Origin of the sequence: Sulfurimonas xiamenensis (assembly GCF_009258045.1) — a bacterium.
GTDB lineage: Bacteria > Campylobacterota > Campylobacteria > Campylobacterales > Sulfurimonadaceae > Sulfurimonas > Sulfurimonas xiamenensis.
In genome coordinates, this window is record NZ_CP041166.1 from 988,686 (window position 1) to 1,007,287 (window position 18,602).

The 18,602-nt window shown below is 32.9% G+C and carries 21 protein-coding genes; 4 read left to right on the forward strand and 17 right to left on the reverse strand.

Features of this window, described 5'->3' with window-relative positions; genetic code table 11:
* Position 1: 1 nt before the first annotated feature.
* From mrdA to FJR47_RS05095, 13 genes are all read right to left on the reverse strand, one after another.
* Positions 2-1,789, reverse strand: coding sequence for a penicillin-binding protein 2 (mrdA, locus tag FJR47_RS05030; protein ID WP_152299360.1), 1,788 nt, complete (start codon positions 1,787-1,789; stop codon positions 2-4).
* A gap of 415 nt (positions 1,790-2,204) precedes the next feature.
* A complete protein-coding gene (locus tag FJR47_RS05040) occupies positions 2,205-2,621 on the reverse strand; it encodes an N-acetyltransferase (RefSeq protein ID WP_241855434.1) in 417 nt (138 codons plus the stop codon).
* Positions 2,622-2,655: 34 nt separating this feature from the next.
* A complete protein-coding gene (yihA, locus tag FJR47_RS05045; RefSeq protein ID WP_152299363.1) occupies positions 2,656-3,273 on the reverse strand; it encodes a ribosome biogenesis GTP-binding protein YihA/YsxC in 618 nt (205 codons plus the stop codon).
* On the reverse strand, positions 3,270-3,749 hold the full coding sequence (gene lptA / locus FJR47_RS05050; RefSeq protein ID WP_152299364.1) for a lipopolysaccharide transport periplasmic protein LptA: 480 nt from the start codon (positions 3,747-3,749) through the stop codon (positions 3,270-3,272). Before lptA ends, yihA begins: the two co-directional genes overlap by 4 nt.
* Positions 3,746-4,222 carry an LPS export ABC transporter periplasmic protein LptC gene (gene lptC / locus FJR47_RS05055; RefSeq protein ID WP_241691014.1) on the reverse strand — a complete coding sequence of 159 codons (477 nt, stop codon included), beginning with the start codon at positions 4,220-4,222 and terminating at the stop codon, positions 3,746-3,748. The genes lptA and lptC overlap by 4 nt, the downstream gene beginning before the upstream one ends.
* 46 nt (positions 4,223-4,268) lie before the next feature.
* Complete coding sequence (locus FJR47_RS05060; protein WP_152299366.1) at positions 4,269-4,763, reverse strand: KdsC family phosphatase; 495 nt, start codon at positions 4,761-4,763, stop codon at positions 4,269-4,271.
* Positions 4,760-5,332 carry an imidazoleglycerol-phosphate dehydratase HisB gene (gene hisB / locus FJR47_RS05065; protein ID WP_152299367.1) on the reverse strand — a complete coding sequence of 191 codons (573 nt, stop codon included), beginning with the start codon at positions 5,330-5,332 and terminating at the stop codon, positions 4,760-4,762. The genes FJR47_RS05060 and hisB overlap by 4 nt, the downstream gene beginning before the upstream one ends.
* A gap of 4 nt (positions 5,333-5,336) precedes the next feature.
* A complete protein-coding gene (locus FJR47_RS05070; RefSeq protein ID WP_188093700.1) occupies positions 5,337-6,149 on the reverse strand; it encodes a septal ring lytic transglycosylase RlpA family protein in 813 nt (270 codons plus the stop codon).
* Positions 6,142-7,368 carry a lytic transglycosylase domain-containing protein gene (locus tag FJR47_RS05075; RefSeq protein WP_241691013.1) on the reverse strand — a complete coding sequence of 409 codons (1,227 nt, stop codon included), beginning with the start codon at positions 7,366-7,368 and terminating at the stop codon, positions 6,142-6,144. The genes FJR47_RS05070 and FJR47_RS05075 overlap by 8 nt, the downstream gene beginning before the upstream one ends.
* 77 nt (positions 7,369-7,445) lie before the next feature.
* The gene (locus FJR47_RS05080) at positions 7,446-8,222 is read right to left on the reverse strand and encodes a TatD family hydrolase (RefSeq protein WP_152299368.1); all 777 of its coding nucleotides are present in this window, start codon (positions 8,220-8,222) and stop codon (positions 7,446-7,448) included.
* A gap of 28 nt (positions 8,223-8,250) precedes the next feature.
* The gene (locus FJR47_RS05085; RefSeq protein WP_152299369.1) at positions 8,251-9,789 is read right to left on the reverse strand and encodes an AAA family ATPase; all 1,539 of its coding nucleotides are present in this window, start codon (positions 9,787-9,789) and stop codon (positions 8,251-8,253) included.
* A 71-nt stretch (positions 9,790-9,860) separates the two neighbouring features.
* Positions 9,861-10,394 carry a DUF4136 domain-containing protein gene (locus FJR47_RS05090; RefSeq protein ID WP_152299370.1) on the reverse strand — a complete coding sequence of 178 codons (534 nt, stop codon included), beginning with the start codon at positions 10,392-10,394 and terminating at the stop codon, positions 9,861-9,863.
* A 17-nt stretch (positions 10,395-10,411) separates the two neighbouring features.
* Positions 10,412-11,266 (reverse strand): NAD(+)/NADH kinase, encoded by an 855-nt coding sequence (locus FJR47_RS05095; RefSeq protein ID WP_152299371.1) that lies wholly within the window; start codon positions 11,264-11,266, stop codon positions 10,412-10,414.
* Between the two features lie 130 nt (positions 11,267-11,396).
* On the opposite strand from FJR47_RS05095, the gene aspS reads away from it, so the two are divergent.
* Both aspS and FJR47_RS05105 read left to right on the forward strand, forming a co-directional pair.
* The gene (gene aspS, locus FJR47_RS05100; RefSeq protein ID WP_152299372.1) at positions 11,397-13,151 is read left to right on the forward strand and encodes an aspartate--tRNA ligase; all 1,755 of its coding nucleotides are present in this window, start codon (positions 11,397-11,399) and stop codon (positions 13,149-13,151) included.
* 7 nt (positions 13,152-13,158) lie between these two features.
* Positions 13,159-13,728 (forward strand): adenylate kinase, encoded by a 570-nt coding sequence (locus tag FJR47_RS05105; RefSeq protein WP_152299373.1) that lies wholly within the window; start codon positions 13,159-13,161, stop codon positions 13,726-13,728.
* Positions 13,729-13,750: 22 nt separating this feature from the next.
* Here the strand turns inward: FJR47_RS05105 and adk are convergent, their stop codons facing one another.
* Positions 13,751-14,398 (reverse strand): adenylate kinase, encoded by a 648-nt coding sequence (adk, locus tag FJR47_RS05110; protein WP_152299374.1) that lies wholly within the window; start codon positions 14,396-14,398, stop codon positions 13,751-13,753.
* An 89-nt stretch (positions 14,399-14,487) separates the two neighbouring features.
* On the reverse strand, positions 14,488-14,775 hold the full coding sequence (locus FJR47_RS05115; RefSeq protein ID WP_152299375.1) for a hypothetical protein: 288 nt from the start codon (positions 14,773-14,775) through the stop codon (positions 14,488-14,490).
* Between the two features lie 59 nt (positions 14,776-14,834).
* Here FJR47_RS05115 and FJR47_RS05120 point away from each other — a divergent pair, with 59 nt between their 5' ends.
* Positions 14,835-15,566, forward strand: a complete 732-nt coding sequence (locus FJR47_RS05120; RefSeq protein ID WP_152299376.1) for a competence/damage-inducible protein A — start codon at positions 14,835-14,837, stop codon at positions 15,564-15,566.
* 32 nt (positions 15,567-15,598) lie between these two features.
* Here the strand turns inward: FJR47_RS05120 and FJR47_RS05125 are convergent, their stop codons facing one another.
* On the reverse strand, positions 15,599-16,102 hold the full coding sequence (locus FJR47_RS05125; protein WP_152299377.1) for an ankyrin repeat domain-containing protein: 504 nt from the start codon (positions 16,100-16,102) through the stop codon (positions 15,599-15,601).
* A 76-nt stretch (positions 16,103-16,178) separates the two neighbouring features.
* On the opposite strand from FJR47_RS05125, the gene FJR47_RS05130 reads away from it, so the two are divergent.
* Positions 16,179-17,375 carry a tetrahydrodipicolinate N-succinyltransferase N-terminal domain-containing protein gene (locus FJR47_RS05130; RefSeq protein WP_152299378.1) on the forward strand — a complete coding sequence of 399 codons (1,197 nt, stop codon included), beginning with the start codon at positions 16,179-16,181 and terminating at the stop codon, positions 17,373-17,375.
* Between the two features lie 40 nt (positions 17,376-17,415).
* On the opposite strand, the gene FJR47_RS05135 is transcribed toward FJR47_RS05130, so the two are convergent.
* Positions 17,416-18,531, reverse strand: coding sequence for a multiheme c-type cytochrome (locus tag FJR47_RS05135; RefSeq protein WP_152299379.1), 1,116 nt, complete (start codon positions 18,529-18,531; stop codon positions 17,416-17,418).
* Positions 18,532-18,602 lie beyond the last annotated feature (71 nt).

The window sequence follows — 18,602 nt, forward strand, 5'->3', positions numbered from 1 at the left end:
TTTACTGCTTAATATATTCTAATTCTAAGAGTTTATCATAAATATTTGATACAATACTTCCTGCAGCAGAACCGCCGTGTCCTCCATGTTCAACTATAACCATAACTACATATTGAGGATTATCATATGGTCCATAACTTGTAAGCCATGCATGTGAACGGGTATAATACTCCATTTCATGCTCTAATTCTCTATTTTCTATATCTTGCAAAATACCGATTACTTGAGCAGTTCCTGTTTTACCGGCAATTTTTACATGTGAATTTATATTTCTAGCAGCTGTTCCGGTTGGATGATTGCAAACTTCATACATGGCTTTTTGAATAATTGGCAATTTTTTTAATTCATTTTTAGTAAGAACCTCTTCAAATTCCGGCTTAACCACCTCTTCCCCTATCATTTTTGCAAAGTATGGCCGAGGAAGCTTAGATGTTGCCATAAGAGCAGTAAACTGTGCCATCTGCATTGGCGTAACTAAAAAATCACCCTGCCCGATTGAGGTGTTTACAGTCTCTCCCATATACCATGGCATATTATATTTTTTTCTTTTCCACTCTCTTGATGGTACCGTACCGATAAACTCATTTGGCAAATCAACACCGGTTTTTTTACCAAGTCCATATCTAATAAGCCCATCACTCATTTTTTCAATTCCTAGCTTAAGGCTGCCTTTATAAAAAAAATCATCGCAACTCTCTCGTATAGCTTTTTTAATGCCTGTTTTTCCATGTCCGGTTTGCTTCCAACATCTAAATACTCTTTTGCCAAGAGGCATTGATGCAGTACAATAAACATTCCAGTTTGGCCCAATTTCCGGTGCCGTAATATATAATAATCCCAATCCAGTTTTTATAGTTGAACCTGGAGGATAAAGACCATGAATTAATTTATTTGTAAATGGCTTATCAAGACTATTTGAGAGTTTATCCCACTCTTCATATGAGATTCCGGATACAAATGTATTTGGATCATATTCAGGAAAACTGCTAGCAGATAAAATAGCACCATCAACTCTCATAACAATTACAGCACCTGATTTGTCTTTAAAAAGAGATGAAATATATTTTTGAAGTTCTATATCAATATTTAATATCAATTTTCTATCTTCAATAGCTTGCTTACTGGACAACTCTTCTATCTCTTGATTATTTGCATTTACTTTTATTTCTCGTTTGCCGGCTTCTCCTTGCAAAAATGAGTTATAATATTTTTCTATGCCTGTTTTTCCAGCATAACCAATAAGTTCTTGAAGTTTATCCTCTTCTATATCACTCTTATTTGCACGAGAAACATACCCAATAGAGTGTGTTGCAACTTCTTTATACGGATAATATCTTTTTGGAGAGGAGACAATATGAATATTGTCTCTTAAATTGAGAATAGAGTATACAGGCATAATCTCTTCATAAGATACAAAACTAACAATATCTATATAGTCGTGATTATAGTACGAATCTTTTTTTATATAATTTTTTATAATTTTTTCTCTATCCAAATTTGGCAGTAATTTTATAATCGTATCAACTTCTTCTTCAAATGTAGTTTGATTTTTTTTAGATCTAAGATGAGGAGCCATTTGTATTTTAAACCCAAGTTCATTAATAGCAATTGGTCTATTTTTCACATCAACAATCTCACCTCTTACCGGCGCAATCAATTCAGTTTTAATGGTATTGTTATATGAGAGCTTTTCATAATAAGTATTTGACTCTATTGACAACAAAAATACTCTTGCTAAAAGTGCCAGCCATACAACAGCAAATACAAAAATTATAAATTTTATTTTCATAAAATACTCAAAATAAAAAATTCAATTATTATGTAATAAATTACATAATAATTTATACTTGGAGATGGCATTAAGAATATATTTGATAAAAATATATTAAAAACAAAAAAACCAATATAAACCAATATAACAGTTGCCATTTTTACACATATATTACAATTAATAATTTTCGCTATTTTTGGTATGATATATCTATATATAAAAGCAAAATATATAAGAGTGCTAAAGAGAACATATCCCTTTTCAGCTTCAAAAAGCACTAAAGAAAAGCAAATTAAAAGTAAAGAGGTTAAATCATTTTTCTTAAGCGCTCTTGAAAAAAGTACATATAATATTGCCAATAAAGGCGGTAAAAATAGGTGTATACTGCTTAATACAATATAGGGTATAAATATAACAACATATAAAAATGGTGTTAAAGAGTTTTGATTAGAGATACTTCGTTGCATATCGGAAAATGTTTACACTTAATACAATCAGCCCATATTTTGTGTTCAGGAATTGACTCTTTTGGAATTTCGATAAATCCAAGTTTTTCAAAAAACTGCTGTTGATAAGTCAAAGTAAGAACTTTTTTAATTCCAAGATTTTGTGCATCTTCTATAGCTTTGGCAATCAAACTTTGCCCTACCCCCATGCCTCTTCTATCTTCTTTTACAACAAGTGATCTGATCTCTGCTAAAAAGGGAGTATGAATATGAAGCGCACAAAAACCAACTATCGCACCTTCCTCTTTTGCTAATATATATGATCTTATATTTGTTGCGATTTCATCTGAACTTCTTGCAAGTATTATCCCAGTCTCAACTTCAGGAGCAACAAGTTTTTGCATATTTTCAATATCATAAAGCGTTGCTTTTGTTAATTTAATTTTCACCAGCAGCTCCTTGCAATATATCATATATAATCGTTACAATTTTTTGTAAACCTCTCTTTTTTGAACTTGAGACCATTAAAGCCTTAGGAAACTCTTTTTTAAGTGCATTTTGTTCTTTTTGATTTAATTTATCTATTTTTGTAAAAATCTGTAAAATATATTGTGTTTCATTAGCATGATCAATTAAAAAATCAGTTACAGATTTGTCAATTTCTAAAAAAGGATGTCTGCAATCAATCAAATGAATAAAAAGTTTTATCTGTTTTCTATTTGATATATAATCTGTTAAATTTTTTTCCCAATCATATTTAATAGATTTGGAAACTTTCGCATATCCAAAACCTGGCAAATCAACAAATTTTGCAAAACTTTTTTGCGCATTTTCTCTATCTATAAATGTAACATCAAAATAGTTAATAAGTCTTGTTTTACCCGGTGTTGAAGATACTTTTGCTAAACCTTTATGATTTGTCAGAGCATTTAGTAAAGAACTTTTCCCCACATTTGAACGAGCCATAAAAACAACTTCATTTTGTTCTTTTGAGTCCGGTGCATCTTCTATAGTTGCTGCTGATGTAACAAATTTTGAGTCAATTATTTCAATCATTCTTCGCTCTTTTTTTTATTTTCAGGCATATCAAAAATCATTATAACCGGCTCTTTCTCAGCACCCTTAGCATACGCTTTGCCCTCTATTGTCTTTAAAATAACCTCTTCACCTGATATCTCTTTTTTTTCATCAATCTGCTTTAGATGCACTTCTTTAAAAAAATAGTACTCTTTTTCTTGCGGAAGATAGACAACTTTTTGGGCTTTGCCTTTATATAGTGCACCTTCAAGTGTTTGTATACTAAAAGAAGCATTTCCTTCTGCAATAAACTTTGTCGGTTCTTGGTTTGTGTTTGTATAAATGGTGACCTTCGATGCATTTAATTCATCATTGCCCCGAATCACATTAACATCACCTTCAAAAACAGATACACCTGTTTTTTGATCTGCATTAAAGCTGTTTGCTTTAACTTTTAACTCTAAGGAAAATAGTGCCGTTGTTAAAAAAATTGTTAAAAAAATTATTTTTTTCATTTAGTACTCTCTTTTAATTGATATATTGCTTTTACATCTTTTGACTCTACTCTTTGTAAAGAGTTATTATATTTTAATTCTCTTCCGGTAACTCTATTAGTGCCCTTATAAAGCACATAATCTCCATCTGCAGTAGCAATATTTGTTTTTTTATTATAAACTGCCTTTTGCGTCTCAAAGGTCAATCCATCTTGTCTAAAATAGACAACATCTCCATTTAAATAAACGATGTCATCTTTGTATATTCCGCTGTTTGATTTCATATTTGCTATATACTTTTTTGAATTATCTGTATAATCCATTTTGTCAATCGTATATCTATCTGCATATCTAATTGCTTTTTCACCGTTCATTAATGTAATCAATCCTTTAGAATCAAGTTCATACATAGTAAAAAATGAGATACTAAAAAGAGGTACTTCGGTAAAAGATTGTTGTTTTATCTCCAAGGGCTTAAATAAAAAAAGTATCATAATTAAACATACAGAAATAAATAAAAAATAATAATTTATATTCATACTATATCCAAACAGATAAAAACTGATCTCTTAAATCATTCTCATCAATTAATATATCTATCATTTCCCTCACAGCGCCATCACCGCCGTTACATGTAAGAACCGTATCAACAAGCTCTTTAATCTCTTTTACTCCATTTTTTGGAGTAAAACTTCTGCCAGCTTTTTTCAACATCTTATAATCATTCAAATCATCGCCAATAGCAGCTACTTCATAATTTTTAAGCTCAAGCAAATCTATAAGTTCGCTTAATGTTTTTTCTTTGTCTTTAATATGTTGAAACAGATGCACAATACCAAGCTCTTTGGCTCTTCTTTGAACTATTTCAGAATTTCTTCCGGTTATTATTGCAACATAATAACCCATCTTAATCCAAGAACTAATAGCCAGACCGTCTTTTACATTGAATTTTTTTGTTTCTGTACCATCAGATGAGTAGATTATATCTCCATCTGTAAGGCAACCGTCGACATCTAATACGATAAGCTTAATCACAGCATATCTTTTGTACTCGGAATACCGATTTTTTCATTTTTTTGCATTGCACGACGCATAGCTACAGCAACTGATTTAAAAGCGGCTTCTATAATATGATGCTTGTTTTTTCCTCTAAGTGCTACAATATGTGCGCTAATTCTTGCATTTGAGACAAAAGCTTTAAAAAATTCTTCAACTAGTTCCGTATCAAACTGTCCTACTTTTCCAGTCACATCAACTTCATAAACCAGGTATGGACGATTGCTTAAATCCAAATCGCAGCTAACACAAGCTTCATCCATCACAATATTTGCACTGCCGAATCGTTCCATGTTTTCAACAGGATAAATTGTTTCAGACAAAAGAGAACCTAGAACAATTCCGACATCCTCTACACTGTGATGATCATCTATATATGTGTCACCCTTGCATGCAATATCTAAATCTATCAAAGAGTGTTTAGAAAAACTCTCTAACATATGATCTAAAAAACCCACACCCGTATTTATATTGCTTTTGCCTTTTCCATTAAGAGACAAGGAAACAACGATATCTGTCTCTTTTGTTTTTCTGCTTTTGCTAATCATTTGTTTAATCCTCTCTTACAATAAATGAATCTTTAAAATTTCCAAGTGATTTATAATCTCTAGCCTCTTGTTCACTTCTAAAACCTTTAAGCCAAACTTTAAACATTCTTCCGTTTTGTGTTTGCATATCTTTTATAATTGTCTTGTACCCATCAATATTATCGTACTTTTGTTGTGTCAAAAGAGCTCCTTCAAATCTGCTAAAAGATGCGATTTGAAGTGCAAAATTAGCTATTTGTTGATCTTGAGGAACATCTTTTAACTCTTCTTGCAATGGTACTTGTTTTTGCTCTTTTGAATGAAAACCAAGTATTTTTATTGTAACAGGAGCTGTTCCGTCATCAATCATATCTATTTTTCTCGCAGCCGTATTGGAGAGATCAATAATTCTTGTCGCAATAAAAGGCCCCCTATCGTTAATCCTTACAACAGTGCTTAAACCATTTTTTTTATTTGTAACTTTTACAATTGTATTCATCGGCAGAGTTTTGTGAGCAGCTGTCATATCATACATATTGTATGTTTCGCCATTAGAAGTCAGTTTTCCATGAAAATCAGGACCATACCAACTTGCATTACCACTAAACTCATCACCTACATTTACTACGGTCGGATAGTATTTTATACCTCTTATTACATAAGGATTCATCGTAGGATGCCTATAATCCTTTTTACTAAGTATAGGGCTGTGTGAATTTTCATCTAGCGAATAAGATGTTGTTTTATCAAAATCAGTGTATGCTCTTTTTCCTCTTGTGCTGCATCCAGTAATAAAAATTAAAAGCAAGACAATTAGAAAAACAGATACTTTATTCATATAGCTTTAACCTCTCACCCTCTCTAATCAGACTTCCATCAAGTTTGTTCTGAAGCTGTATATTTTTAATACTGACTTTATATGCTTTTGAAATAGATTCTAAAGTATCCCCTTTTTTTACCAAATAGTAAAATTCACTATCTATTTTTTCAACATTTGCCCGATTGTCTATCGGGATAATCAGTTTTTGATTTAAACTAAGCATACTCTTTTTTAAATTATTGAAATCCATAATCATTTTATATGGAACATTATATTTTTTGCCTATATTGTAGAGACTTTCACCCTTTTTAACAACATGTATTTTGTAAATATTTTTAATTTTTTCTTCAAAATATTTTTGTTTAAATTCTGAGAGTTTTATATATGGAATATATATATCATAACCATTAAGATATGGAGGTATAAAATCATACTTTAAGTGTCTATTTAATTTTTTAAGCTCTTCCATTGGAATTCCCACTAGTTTAGAAACTCTTTTTAATGACTCTCCTCTTGGTACTCTAACTGTAGATATAGAGTATGCATTTGCTCTGTTTAAAAGATGTTCATATTCACTTTTCAATAAAAACTGCTCATCATTTCCCATTATAGCCAATGCCACAATTTTTCTAATATAGAGTCTGCTCTCTTTTGGTATATACCTCTTTTTAGGATTTAACAAAATAGAGAGATCATCACTTTGCGCACTCTTTATAGCTCTACTCAATCTTCCTTCACCGCAGTTATATGCAATAGCTGCTAAATACCATTTGCCAAATTTTTCATAAAGGTAGGAGAGATATTTTGCGGCTGCTTCTGTTGATTTTACAAGATCTCTTCTCTCATCAACATAATCATCAATTTTAAGACCGTATATTTTACCTGTCTCAGGCATAAACTGCCATAAGCCAGAGGCTCTCTTAGCAGAATATGCCTGTATAGAAAAATGTGATTCTGCCATTGCGAGGAAAAGAAATTCTGCAGGAACTCCATGCTTTGCTAAAATATTCTTTATTGCCGGAATAAAAAGATAAGCATCATTCATCGCTTGAAAAAAGTGTTTATTTTTATAAACCGTCATATTGCTGTTTTTCATCTGATTCATTATCGGGTCATATAAAAAAGATGCTTCAATATCAAAAGATTCTAAGATGGTTATCTCTTTGGTGTAATTTGAAGTGTATGTAAGATTTGCACTCAACAAAAATGGTAGTATTAACAATAAAATATATTTCAAAATGACAGCTCTTATTTTAAATTTAAAAAATACATTTTATCCAAATGAATATTAAATAGAGTTAAGACTCTTTAATATTAAGAAATATTAAAGAGTACAAGGGCATTTTGAGTTGTTATTTTTTTTACATCTTCCAGTGGTATTTCTAAAAGTTCAGAAATTTTTTTTGCAATAAAGGTTGTATAAAGAGGTTCATTTCTTTCACCTCTATGCGGAGTCGGTGTCAAGTATGGACCATCTGTCTCAATAAGAAGCTTGTTTTGAGGTATTTTTGGAAGTGCATGGAGAAGTTTTTTTGCATTTTTAAATGTCAAAACCCCTCCTATCCCAAAATAAAATCCCTCTTTTGCAAGACTTAAAAGCTCTTCATCCGCATTATAGCAGTGCAAAACTCCTCCAACCTCTTTTGCATTATATGCTTCAAGAATCTTTTTTGAATCTTTTGAAGCATCTCTTATATGTACAATAAGCGGTTTTTTATACTTTTTTGCAATTTCAATCTGTGCTATAAAAATCTCTTTTTGCTTCTTCTTTTCTCTCTCTTTTTCTTCATCACTTCCCTCAAGTCTAAAATAATCAAGTCCGCATTCGCCTACTGCAACGCACTTTGGATGATTAATATACTTCTCAAACTCCAGCGTATCAAAAGCATATATATCATAAGGATGAACGCCGATTGCAAAATAGATATCACTATTGCTCTCAGCTATCTCTATGGCTCTTGTGAGATTTACAGGATCTGCCCCCGGAATTATAAAACGCTCTACTCCCCCTTCTCTGGCTCTTTTGAGCACTTCATCTAAATCATCTATATATCTCTTGTCGTCTAAATGTACATGTGTGTCAATTATCATTTCTAACTTTTCCTTTTGCAGGTATTACTTATTTTGTGTGTAAATTTAGCAGTTCTTTAGCAAACTCTCTAGCTTCTTGTGTAATGCTCTCGCCGCTTATTATTCTTGCTATTTCATCTACTCTCTCATCAAATCCAAGTTCTGTTACATAAGATTCATCACTTTTTTTATGCACCAAAAAGTGCTGATCGCCCATAGATGTAAGTTGCGGTTGATGCGAAATTACAAAGATTTGAAAATGCTTTGAGAGTTCTTTTAACACCTTTGCAACACTCATAGATTCTTCACCGCTAAGATTGGCATCTATCTCATCAAGCATCAAAACGCCGCCATTTTTACTCATAAACTCAGATTTTAGAGCCAAAATGGCAAGACGAAGTCTGTTAAACTCACCTGTACTCACCTTTTGTAAATCGGTAGCATTTAGCTTGATGTCTACTTTATCTTTTCCGGAAATTCCATACTCAATATCACTTATTTCCAACTGTGCATCTCGAAGATAGAGCTCTTTTAGATATTCGTTTAAATTGTCTTTTAAAGATTTTAGTTCATTATGACGAAGATTACTTATATTGCATGCCAAATCTTTTACTTTTTTATAAAGCGTTGTTTCCCTGCTCTGTAAATCACCTTTTGTAATCTCTATATTTTCATACTTTTGCAGTTCTAAAATTTTTTGTTGTTTGTACGAAAGAGCTTCTTCTATGCTTCCATATCTTCTTTTGAGATCACTTAACTCTTCTATCCGGTTTAAAATCTCTTCAATATCAATTTCATCAAGAGCATTAAACTTCTCCTGGGCACTCTCCATAATTGCTCTTAATTCATTCATAGTATCACTAAAAAATGAATTCTCCACATTTAATAGCTCCAGGGCATTAAAAACATTATGCTCATACTCAAAAACAACATTTGCTTTGGATATGGCTTCTAGAGCTTTCTCTTTTTTTGAGAGCTCTTTTTTAATCTCCAAAAGCTCTTCATCCTCTGAGATTTTTGGATTTATATCCTCTATTTTTTTAATCTCAAATGCTGCAAACTCTTTAAGTTCTACAATCTTTTTTTGCTCATCTTCTATAGCCAAAAGTTCTTTTTTTACTTTTTTGTGCTCTAAAAAAGCCTCTTTGTACTCATCTTTTAGTTTGTTTATCTTGTGATTTTTCTTCTCTATCCTCTTATCCAAAATAGAGAGCAGATTTTCATTTTCAAAATCGCTGAAATCTCTTAATGAAAGATGCTTTAAGTAATTTAAAGATAAACTCTTTATTACTTTTTTTGAAATACTTTGATTATTTATAAAGTATCTTGATTTCTCTTTTTTAAGATGTTTAAATATATAAACATCATCAGACTCTATACCATACTCATCGGCATCTAATTCCCAGGAAACAACAGATTCGCACAATGAGGCATCACATGTAGTTGTGCCAAATGAAGATAAAATTGAACTCATTAAAAGCGATTTTCCGCTTCCGCTGGGACCAGTAAATACAACTAACCCACCCTTTAAATTTAGCTCAATTTCTTTAAAACTAAGATAATCTTTTAAATAAAATCTCTCTATCATTCATAAGTACCTTGTAAAATATTTTCAAATTATACTTTATTGTTAAAAATCTTTTTGCTTATTTCATTTTATCAATCAACTAACCGAGGAGGAAACTCTTTTAACATTATGGTTACAATTTCATTATAGTAGTCGGTTCGCTCTTGCGGTGATTTAAAATCTTTTTTATCCTGAGTAATTGAAGTGCTCCAAAATGTTTTTTTTGTATTTGGATCTATCATATTTATGAGAATAGTCTCCTCATCTGTAAATATTATCTGATTTGCCGTACTCATGGAAAATCCCATACTTCTTGTAAAAGTACCTACACCAAAGCCCACACCTACATTTGATGGGACATCCTCTTTGATTGAACTTTTAAAATCAATGTGAAAATCAGCTCTCTCTTTTGCTGTGCCCAGATACCCTTTTAATTCCATCTCATTTACAATAGCTTCGCGAATACGCTCATCATTAAGCGTATCATAACTCTGCTCAGCATTATAAACAACACTAAATGTAGAAAGCGTATTTATTTGAAATGCCGGATCATAATCGATATCAGGTTTTTTCGTTGCACAACCAACTATAAACAGCAGTAAAAAAGGAATTATATATTTAAACATTTGGTCTCCTTTGAAAATTATTCACCCCATCTTAGTTTCTCTTTTAATACCTCAAAATAATTATACTCTTCTTTGTGTATCAATTTAACTGTTTTAGCAGCAAGTTTTATATGTACGCTTTCACCAAGTTCTAATTCGTGTACATCCTGTCCATCTATAATTATTAGAGCTCTCTCTTCTGATGTTTTCATCTCTATAGCATATCTCCCCGGAAGTACAACTGGTCTTTGAGTTAAAGAGTGAGGACAAATAGGAGTAAGTGCAAATACATTGCTCATAGGAAAAAGAACCGGTCCACCTGCTGAGAGATTATATGCAGTTGATCCTGTTGGAGTTGAGAGAATTACTCCATCACCATAATATGTGTTAAAAGATTTTGAATCAACAAGTGTTTCTATATGTATCATATTTGAAACTCTTGTACGAGTAAGCACAATATCATTAAAAGCGTAATACTTAACCTCTTTTGTATTTTTTATAACAGTAGCTTCAAGTACGGCTCTTTCATCGGTTCTATATCTGTTTTGAATAATTTTTTCCACAAATGCATCAAGTTCATCAAGTGAGAGATCCGCTAAAAAACCGAGATTGCCGGCATGAACACCGAGTATGGGGATATCAAAATCAAACGACTTTCTAACAGTAGATATAAGCGTGCCGTCACCACCGAAACTTATGATAAAATCACACGCCATACATATATTTTTGAAGCTTTCACCACTCATTCCGATCATTTTGGCACTTCTGCTCTCAAGTAAAACATCTATATTGTGATTTTTAAAAATATTTTCTATCTTTATATATCCATCCCTTAACTCTGGAGTTAACGGTCTTAGAACTACGCCGATTTTTTTAATCTTTTTACTTTCCAAAATATCTCTTTATAAATTGTTTTATAGATTATACACTCTTTGGTGTTAAAATAAAAAATATTACTCCTAATTATGCGATAAGCCAAATTTAGATACAATCGCGAAAATTATTTACTAGGACTCTATATTTATGAGAAGTCATTATTGTACAGATTTAAGTGAAGCAAATGTTGGAGAAGATGTTGTTCTAACAGGTTGGGCAAACAGTTACCGTGATCACGGTGGGATTATTTTTATTGATTTAAGAGACAAAAGCGGACTTATTCAGCTTACATGTGATCCTGAAGACAATGCAGAGGCGCATAAAACGGCAGACGGCGTTCGTGATGAGTATGTTCTTATAGCTAAAGGAACAGTCCGTCATCGTGGAGAGGGTCTTGTAAATCCTCGTCTTAAAACAGGAGCTATCGAGGTTATAGTAAAAGAGCTTATTATAGAGAATAAGTCGGCTCCAATCCCTTTTGTTATCGGCGATAAAAATGTCGGCGAAGAAACAAGGCTTAAATACCGTTACTTAGAGCTGAGAGACCCTGCCATGTATGAAGCATTTCGTCTTCGCTCAAAAGCCGCAATTGCTGCAAGAAACATACTTGATGCAAACGGTTTTTTAGAGGTTGAGACTCCGATTTTAACAAAATCAACTCCTGAGGGTGCCAGAGATTACCTTGTTCCCTCTCGCGTACACAATGGTGAGTTCTACGCACTTCCACAATCCCCGCAGCTTTTCAAACAGCTTTTGATGGTAGGCGGATTTGACAGATACTTTCAGATAGCAAAATGTTTTCGCGATGAAGATCTAAGAGCTGATCGTCAGCCTGAGTTTACTCAAATAGATGTCGAGATGAGCTTCTGCGATCAAGAGGATGTTATAAAAGTAGCAGAGGATCTTCTTGAAGCTATGTTTGGCGCTTGCGGTATCGATGTTAAACCTCCATTTAAACGCATTTCACACTTCGATGCTATGGAGTGGTACGGTTCTGACAAGCCTGATTTGAGATATGACCTTAAGATGGTTGATGTTATTGACATTTTTGAGAGATGTGACAATGAAATCTTTACCAATATTGCAAAAAAACCACACACAAACCGCATTAAAGCTCTGAAAGTACCCGGTGCAGATTTAGTTTTCTCAAAAAGAGAGATGAAAGGTTTTGAGGATTATGTTCGTAAATTTGGAGCGCAAGGTCTTGGCTACTTTCAGATGAAAGAGGATGGTCTTAAAGGTCCTCTTATTAAGTTTTTTAGCGAAGATGATATTGCACTTTTAGTTGAGAGACTAGGTATGGAAGTTGGTGATGTTGTTTTCTTTGGTGCAGGCGATAAAAAAACAGTATGGGACTACATGGGGCGCCTTAGAATCTTTATCGCTGAACATGAGAAAATGAACCTTGTGGATAAAGATGCTTTTGAATTTGTATGGGTTGTTGATTTTCCTATGTTTGAGGTTGAAGATGGAAGAGTAAAGGCGCTTCACCATCCATTTACACAACCAAAAGATACCGATAAAGATGATGTTGAAGAGATAGAATCTATCGCTTATGACATTGTTTTAAACGGTACCGAACTTGGCGGGGGAAGTATTCGTATCCACAAGCCTGAAGTTCAAGAAGAGGTTTTCAAACTGTTGGGTATTGATGAGGAAGAGGCAAAAGAAAAATTTGGTTTCTTGCTTGATGCTCTTAAATTCGGCGCTCCTCCACATGGTGGTTTTGCAATCGGATTTGACAGACTTATGATGCTAATCACGAAAAAATCAAGTATCCGTGATGTTATCGCATTCCCTAAAACGCAAAAAGCTTCATGTATTCTTACGGATGCTCCAAGCAGTGTTGATAACACACAGCTTCGCGATCTTCATATTAGACTTCGTGAACAGGTAAAATAGTTATCTTATGAAAAAGCTTTTTTTAATCATCGGAGCGCCAGGCTCCGGTAAGACCACGGATGCAGAGTTGATTGCAGAGCAAAACAGTGAAATAACACACTACTCTACAGGCGATATGCTTCGCGCAGAAGCCGCAAGCGGCTCTGAACTTGGCTCGGAAATAAAGAACTACATCTCTAAAGGTCTTATCGTTCCTATCAAAATAGCAATGGAGACTATTGTAAGCGCGATTAAAAATGCACCTACAGATATAATTGTTATTGACGGCTATCCAAGAAGCATGGAACAATTAACAGCTTTAGACAAATATCTAAAGAGTGACTCATCTTTAGAGCTTTGCAGTGTTATCGAGGTTGAAGTAAGCCAAGAGACGGCAAAAGAGAGAGTTTTAGGTCGTTCTCGCGGCGAAGATGACAAAGTTGAAGTTTTTAACAACCGTATGAAAGTTTATACAGAACCACTGAGTGATATAAAAAAGTTTTATATAGAAAAAAATCTTCTTCACACAATTAGCGCAGAGAGAAGCATCGAAGAGATAGTCTCAGAGATGCACTCTTTTATAAAATCCAAAATTTAATTGAACCCTAAATTGGGCTCAATTAACCTAGTTTGGAAACTATAGCCGCTTCCACTTTAGATATGTCAGCAGTTCCGTCAACAGTTATATATGTTAAAGACGCTATCTTATCTGCTTGCTCCTTATAATAGCCGATAAGAGGTTTTGTCTGTTCATGATAAACTTTTAATCTGTCAAGCACTACCTCTTCTTTATCATCATCTCTTTGAACAAGATCTTCTCCGGTTATATCATCTTTTCCTTCAACTTTTGGCGGGTTGTAAACAATATGGTAAGTTCGCCCGCTCGCCAAGTGTGCGCGGCGGCCCGACATACGCTTTACTATCTCAGCATCCGGAACATCAATCTCTATAACGGCATCAATATCTACACCTGCAATTTTAAGAGCATCTGCTTGAGCAATGGTACGGGGAAAACCGTCCAATAAAAAACCGTTTTTACAGTCATCCTCTTTAATTCTATCTTTTACAAGACCGATAATAATCTCATCAGATACTAATTGACCTGCATCCATAGCTGCTTTTGCCATTTTACCCAATTCTGTACCTGCTTTTATAGCCCCGCGAAGCATATCTCCTGTCGAAATTTGAGGAATGTTATATCTTTTTGTTAAAAATCCTGCTTGGGTTCCTTTTCCGGCACCGGGAGCTCCTAATAATATTATTCTCATACTTATATCCTATCTATTTTATTAGTGATATTATATATAAATGAAGTTAAAAATAACTATAAGAAAATCACCTTATATATTAATTGCTTTTACTCCTCTTTAAATCCAAAATCGTCTTCATCGCTCTCATTTTGAGCCTCTAAAATATCATCGATAAGTTCTTTGCACTCATCCTCTTCAATATCTCCGCTTTTTATATCATTTAAAACATCTTGCAAATCTGCTTTAAACTCACGAAGTTCTTCTATCTCCTCCTTAGCATCCTCACCTGCTTCCTTGCTGTCAGCGATCTCTTCAAAAATTTCATCCAATCTATCATTGATATCTGGAATAACACTTTTTGTTATTAACTCTTCTAGTTTTTGTGCATATGACATATAATTTCCTTAACTGTTTTTAGTATAATACTTAAAAAAAATGAAACGGTAGATAAAAAATGAATTTTTATGCTTGTATTATAGGTAGTGAAATATTAAATGGTCGCAGAGTAGACAAACATTTTGATTTTTTAAAAAATGAGCTTCAAAAATATGGACATGAACTTTTTGCATCTTTTATAATAAAAGATGATAAAGAGTTGATTAAAAAAATATATCAACTTGTAAAAGATGATAAAAAAAGCGTTATGTTCTCATTTGGCGGTATCGGTGCAACACCGGATGATTTAACAAGAGCCATTGCAGCAGAGGTATTTACCTCTAAGGCGCTCAAACGAAACAAAAAATTTGAAAAGGATATTATAGATAGATTTGGCGAAGATGCTTTTCCTCATAGAATTAATATGTCTGATTTACCGCAAAATTCTGAACTTTTATTTAATCCTGTTAACAATATGTCCGGTTTTTCACTTGAAAACAGATATTTTTTTGTTCCTGGATTCCCGCAAATGTCACACCCTATGATAAGCACTGTTATAAAAAAATTATTTAATAAATCTAAAAAAAAATATAGAGTCTCTCTTTTAGCACAAACAAGTGAAAATACACTTATTGATTTGATGAAACAGGTTCCTGAAGATATCGAACTCTCATCTTTGCCAATACTTAACAACCAAACTGCTTCTGTTGAAATATCGCTTTGTGCAGAAGATAAGCTGCACGCAGAAAACTATTTTAAACTATTTACAGATTTTTTAAAAAAAGAAAAAATAGCCTACAGCTTAGTTTAATATTTATAATTTTTAGGTTTTAAAAAGAGTGATTACCTTGCATAATTTCTGTTTTTTGGCGCATTTTCATCATAGTCAAGTAGAAGTAAAATGCTTTTTTTATTTGTTTTTCTTGCAAAATCTACAACACTTATACCTTTTACATCAACTGCATTTTTATCTGCACCGCACTCAATAAGAAGTTTTGCTATTTCAACTCTTCCATAGCAAGCAGCAGCCATAAGCGGAGTAAATCTGCTTCTTCTTTTTGTGCTGTTGACATCTACTCCCTTTGAAATCATGTATTTAACCATCTCCATATTGCCATATGTGACTGCCATATCAAAAATTGTAACGCCCTCTTCGTCAAAATCCCAAATATCAGCACCATTTTCAATCAAAAGCATAATTAAATCAAAATCACATCTATATCTTAAAGAAGATGCCAAAACAGACTCGCCATTTTCATTTGCTTCATTTACATCAGCGCCCTCTCTGATATATTTTTTAATACCTGTAAAATCATTATTTTTTAAAAATTCAATCCATTTATTCATAGTGAAAGTATATACTAAATTGTTATTAGTAATGTTTAAGTATAATACTTTTCATAAATTATTTAAGCGAGAATTCATGGAAATCATTCAAACAACAGATGCTTTTAAAGCACTTATAGAAAATATTAAATCATCAATAAAAGGATACAAAGATCCTTTGGCATTTGGTATATGTAGAGTTGACTTAGGACAGTTAAATCTTGATAAAACTCTTCAAGCTACATATCCTATAATAAACTGGAATGAAAACTTTGGCAGTGCAGCTATTTTCATAAAAGCTTTAGCTGAACAGGGAATTGATGTAGATTTTAATGAGAGTGAAGTAGTTTGCAATATCAACACTACCTTTTTAAAAAATTGTTTAAATGCTTTTACTCCTTATGCAGATGAAGCATACGGCGATGCACATAAAAATATTCAGGTTGTATCTGCTCTATATAACCAAATTATGAACAGCGGCTCTTTAGAGGGTGAGTTTAAAATAACATTTCTTTTTGCAGATGAGCCGCTCAAGAGCGTTGAAGCAACTTATTTGAAGCTATATGCCCTCTCTCAAGCAAAAGTTGAACTAAGAGGCATAAACTTAAACGGTGCATTTGGCGCGCTGCCAAATGTTGCTTGGTCAAACGGGCAGCCTATTGAGCTTGATTATCTTCGTGAATTTGAGATTGAACTAAAGCTTGCAAATGAGTACCCGAGTATCGATTTTGTAGATAAATTTCCAAGATTCTTACAGCATATTATTCCAGCTGACAATACAAGAATTCTAGATACTTCAAAAGTAAGATTTGGGGCTCAATTGGCAGCTGGTACAACAGTTATGCCAGGTGCTTCTTATATCAATTTTAATGCAGGAACAACTGGTCCTGTAATGGTTGAAGGTCGTATTTCAAGTTCTGCAGTAGTTGGGGCAGGAAGTGATGTTGGCGGCGGTGCTTCTATCTTGGGTGTATTAAGCGGGACAGATGGAAATCCTATAACAATCGGTAAAAATACACTTTTGGGAGCAAATTCTACATGTGGTATTCCTCTTGGCGATGGATGCATTATTGATGGAGGATTGGCGATTTTCGCTGGAACAAAAGTATATATTAACGATGATGAGATAACTAAATTAAAAGAAGTTAACACAAATGCGACTTTTTCAAATATTATGAAAGCATCCCAATTAGCAGGGCTTAACGGACTTCACTTTAGACAAAATTCTCAAACTGGACAATATATAGCACAAAGAAGTACAAGAGAGATTAAGCTAAACGCTGATTTACACTAATAAAAATATATAGGAGTGAGTTTAAAAAATTTCACTCCTATTATTCCACAACAATTGATTTTTCTGTTCCTATATATGGCTTAATGATATCTTTAGTTGAAATATCTAACTTTTTAGCTATATTTGGATTTATTATATAACTTATCCAGGTTGATTTTATTTCATCACCTTTTTGAAGTTTAGGTACACTGTATTTGACAATTTTTGTATTCATTGCTTTTAGATTTTGATTTATTTTATAGCCTGTAGCAGTATGAGGCATAGATTGGTTACTTTTAGCATCTTCAAACACAACAATAAATGTCGCTTCTTTATCTTCTATTGGATTCTCAGCAAAATTGCTCCAGATAATATTGCCGTCTCTAAGCACAACTGTTTTTACAAATTTTAAACGCATTGGATGTGTGATAATAGAGTGACCCATTTTGTTTTCAATAGTCAACTCGATCGTATTGTCTTTATACTCGAGTGATAATTTAACGGCTTTTTTTATCATCTTGTCAGAGTGAATTCCTAGAAATGAATGTGTAGCATACTCACTTCTATTCTTTTTATTGAATTTTTCATTACCGCCCGTAGATTTTGGCATATGACACCCTATGCAATCACTTTTTGAATTATATTGATCTTTTGTATTGCAAACTTCAAATCCATGGCTGTTCTCTTTATGAGAGTGACATCCCATGCAAACTTCACTGTTTTTATATATTTCATTACTTTGTACATTATGTTTGTCACTTGATTCAGAATTCTTTAAATTTCCAAACATAGTGGGCTTGTCATTGCTGGAGCTATTTAAAAAATTTATATTGTAAGGCTTGGAGTAGTGTATTTTGGTAATTTGATGACAATAAGAGCATGAAACTCCATCTGTTTGTCTTTTTTCATGAGCATTTGGCTGTTCTTGTCCACGAATCATAGCACCTAAATTTTTAGTAGCTGGCATATGACAGAGTGCACATGAATATTTATCTTTGCTTGAGAACTCTTTGACTTTTCTATGCACTTCATCACTAAAGAGGGATGATTTATGATGCATTGAAGTAGAGTGCTCATGATAAATTTTTTCATGACACTCTTTACATGTTTCACTATCAAGATATTTTGCCTGCAACACTACATTTATAATAAAAAACAAAATTAAAATAGTCTTCATTTTTACTCCAAAAATAATTTTTTCATCATTTATTATACAATAAATATTTATAATTAATATTTTTTTAAATT